Below are 3,588 nucleotides of genomic sequence, written 5' to 3' on the forward strand. Positions count from 1 at the left end.
TCAGAGGGCCTTGGCACGCCGGCACGCACGCTCCATGGCGGGAACTTCCGCCAGCGGTTCGGGCGGAAAAACAAAACGCCTGTCCCAGGCGGGAAAAAATTCCTCCTGCTCCACAAAGCACCAGGGTCCGGCGGGCCGGTGCGTTTCCGGTTCGGCCCCCCGGGGCATGCGCCCAAGAACGAGTATGCTGCGCCCGTGATCCATGATTAACCCTTGCTTCCGCTTGCCAGGTCAGACCAGTGCAGCACAGTGTCTTCCGCCAGGTCATGCCGGGCGCACATACCCAACACTTCGTCGTAATTGCGCGGCGAAATGCCGTGGGCCGGGCGCTTCCATGTCAGGTCGGCGGCAGTGATGCACGTACCGGCAGGAACGGCGCGCGCCGTGACCAGAGAGCGGCGGGCGTGCTGTCTGGCCGGTTCTTCTTCCGGCAGGGCGCGCAGGTTCAGATCGCCCACACTGGCAAGAGTGGCGTTGAGCCTTTCAAAGAAGTGCCGCAGGTCATTCTTGTCCATGGCGTGATAATGGTCATTGCCGGGCAGGGACTTGTCGTGCGTAAAGTGTTTTTCAAGCACGCGCGCGCCCAGCAGGGTGGCCGTTTCAAGAATGTGCATGTCCCTGGGCAGGGTATGGTCGGAATAGCCGATGGCGTGCTGCGGGAAGTGACGGGCAAGAGCCGGAATCATGCCCAGAGCGGCATTTTCGTCCGCCGTGGGATAATTGAGCACGCAGTGCAGCAGGGCAAGCTTGTTGCCCCTGGCTTCAATCCATTCCACAGCCTCGGCTATTTCGTGCAGATGGGCCGCGCCCGTGGAAAGCAGGATGGGTTTGCCGAAATCGCAAAGAATGCGAATAAAGGGCTTGTTGGTAATATCCGACGAGGAAATCTTGAACACGTCCATAAGATCATTGAGAAAATGAGCGGACTCCACATCAAAGGGCGTGGACAAAAAGGCTATGCCCGTTGCGTCGCAATGTTTCTTGAGCGCTTCAAATTCATTTTTCCAGAACGAGTCGTGCTTTTTAAACAGTTCATACTGGCTGCGGGTCGGCTCCTTGCCGGTATCCCAATAGGCCGGAGAATCCTTGGAGGCCAAGGTTCCCGCCCTGTAGGTCTGAAACTTGATGGCGTGCGCGCCGCCTTCGGCGGCCTCGTCAATAAGTCTGCGGGCAATATCCATGCTGCCCTCATGGTTCACTCCGGCTTCGGCAATGACATAGGGAACGGGAATGCGCGTTTCGGGGGCAGGAACAGCAAATATATCCATGAGTTTCATGCTCATTTCCTCACTGGTGAATTTTAGATTTTCAGTATACTCCCTTGCTGTGCAAAAGAAAAGCAGGGCCACAGGGCGACGCCTATAACCAACCTAGATAACTAGAAAATTTTATATCCTCTTTGCCAACTACACATGTAATTCGTCGTTTTTACAACATATGGACAACTTTGCCTTTGCGCCGCACATGCATTATATTGATCAGTCGCCACGTCACAGGCACACAACAATTCTTTCCGCCTACAGTGCGGTACGCCGTTTTTTGGATACATCTATTATGCAAAAGAATGTCACGGGCTATTCCGCCGCCCTTCTGGCCGTCATCATCTGGTCTGGAAATTTTGTAATCGCACGAGCGGTGGCGGGCCTCATACCCCCCTGGCAGTGCAACTTCTGGCGCTGGCTCATTGCCCTGATCGTCCTGCTGCCCTTTGCCGGAAAGCACTGGCGCACAGACTGGCCCGCCATCAAGAAAAACTGGCGCGAACTATCTCTTTTGGGCATTCTTGGCGTCACCCTGCTCAATACCTTTATCTATAAGGCCGGACAAACCACAGAAAGCATCAACATGGCCCTGCTGGTTCCCACGGCCCCGGTGGTCATACTGATTCTCTCGCGTGTGCTCTATAATGAGCCAATCTCGCCGCGCCGCCTGGCTGGCGTGCTGGTGGTTCTTGCGGGCGTGATAATACTGGTCAGCCGCGGGCAGTGGGATCGGCTGGCCCATCTGCGCTTCAATGAAGGAGACCTGTGGGCTCTGGGCGGCGTGCTGTGCTTCGGCCTCTACTCCCTGTTCATACGCCGGCGCAGCCCCGACATCTCGCCTGTGGGCTTCAGCATATCCACGTTTGCCCTGGGCCTGCTCTACTCCCTGCCCTTTACCGCCATTGAGGCATTCATGCTGCCCCTGCCGCAACTGTCCACAACCCTTGTCATCAGCGTGCTTTACGCAGGCATCGGCTGCTCTGCCCTGTCGTTCTGGCTGTGGACCGTTGCAGTTGACCACATCGGCCCGGTGCGGGCGGGCATGGTCTATTACAGCCTGCCCGTTTTCGCGGGCATCTCCGCAAGCATTGTCCTGCACGAGCGTGTGGCCCCGGCCCAACTGGCGGGCGGTGCGCTGGTTATCAGCGGCATCATCATCGCCACGCTGGTTTTGCCCCAGCATAAAAAGAAAGCCTGAAAACACCTGCGGCACTGCCGCCAAGGAGCATCCTGATGAGCACACAGCCCATACGTATTGTGCTGGCGACCCACAATGCGGGAAAAGTACGCGAGTTGGCCGACCCGCTGGCCCGATTCGGCGTGGAGGTACTGAGCCTTGAGGCTTTTCCGCATATTGGAGAAATTGAAGAAACCGGCGTCACCTTTGAAGAAAACGCCTGCATCAAGGCGCGTGAGGTTGCCCGCCTGACCGGGCTTGTGAGCATTGCCGACGATTCCGGCCTGGAAGTGGATGCCCTGGGCGGCAATCCCGGCGTCTATTCCGCCCGCTATTCCGACGATTGGCCCAGCCAGCCCGATGAAAGCCGCGATGCCCGCAATATCCGCAAACTGCTGCACGAATTGGCCGATGTTCCGGAGAGCAAAAGAGGTTGCCGCTTTGTGAGCTGCATGGCCTGCGTACGCCCCGACGGGGCGGAAATGGTCGTTCGCGGCGACTGGGAAGGCACGTTGCTTTTTGCCCGGCGCGGACAGAATGGGTTTGGATATGATCCTGTTTTCTTTGACAAAGACGTACAAAAAACCGCAGCAGAACTGACCCGGGACGAAAAAAACGCCCGCAGTCACAGAGGCAACGCCCTGCGCGCCCTGCTTGCCAAATGGCAGGATTTTATGAGCGTATAACCGGCCGTGCCGCCATGCGGCAGGCGGCGGCAGACGGGGCAGCTTCTGCTTTTCGCGCTTTCCTGTTATAGCATTTTCGCCTTGAGAATATCTGTTCTCAAGGCTTCCAAGACGCCCGCTCCGGCGTTTAACCGCGCAGATAAACTGCGCTTACGCCTCCGCGGCGGGCGTCTGCTCCCGCATCCGTCAGAGCAATTTCAAAGAGAAATTGCTCTGGAAGCATATTCACTTTGCGTCAAAAAATAATGCGTTGCCACAGGCCAGACTCTTTTCCGCCCGGCCCTCAGCAAGGCACGCAACCTGCTGCACCGCCCAAAAAACATTCAGAAAGGCAAACCCTGAAGCCGTGAGTACCCGCATGCCACAGTCGCCAGCCACCCCCGATCCGGCTCGTCCGCACCAAACAGACGCCAACTTTGCCCGGCCGGATGCGGAGCAGCCCCACACCGGCAGCCGGAGCAGC

4 protein-coding genes are annotated in these 3,588 nt (G+C 57.7%); 2 read left to right on the plus strand and 2 right to left on the minus strand.

What is annotated here, in order from left to right:
• The gene (locus tag V6C16_RS09385; RefSeq protein ID WP_333543070.1) at positions 1 to 204 is read right to left on the minus strand and encodes a hypothetical protein; all 204 of its coding nucleotides are present in this window, start codon (positions 202 to 204) and stop codon (positions 1 to 3) included.
• A gap of 2 nt (positions 205 to 206) precedes the next feature.
• Positions 207 to 1,277: an N-acetylneuraminate synthase family protein gene (locus V6C16_RS09390; RefSeq protein WP_333543071.1), complete on the minus strand. Its 1,071-nt coding sequence runs from the start codon at positions 1,275 to 1,277 to the stop codon at positions 207 to 209.
• A gap of 277 nt (positions 1,278 to 1,554) precedes the next feature.
• Between V6C16_RS09390 and V6C16_RS09395 the strand changes: the two genes are divergently transcribed.
• Both V6C16_RS09395 and rdgB read left to right on the plus strand, forming a co-directional pair.
• Positions 1,555 to 2,460 carry a DMT family transporter gene (locus V6C16_RS09395; RefSeq protein WP_333535450.1) on the plus strand — a complete coding sequence of 302 codons (906 nt, stop codon included), beginning with the start codon at positions 1,555 to 1,557 and terminating at the stop codon, positions 2,458 to 2,460.
• 35 nt (positions 2,461 to 2,495) lie between these two features.
• A complete protein-coding gene (rdgB, locus tag V6C16_RS09400; RefSeq protein WP_333535451.1) occupies positions 2,496 to 3,125 on the plus strand; it encodes an RdgB/HAM1 family non-canonical purine NTP pyrophosphatase in 630 nt (209 codons plus the stop codon).
• Positions 3,126 to 3,588 lie beyond the last annotated feature (463 nt).

It is taken from the genome of Desulfovibrio sp. 1188_IL3213, assembly GCF_036763145.1.
In the GTDB taxonomy this organism is placed as follows: Bacteria; Desulfobacterota; Desulfovibrionia; order Desulfovibrionales; family Desulfovibrionaceae; genus Desulfovibrio.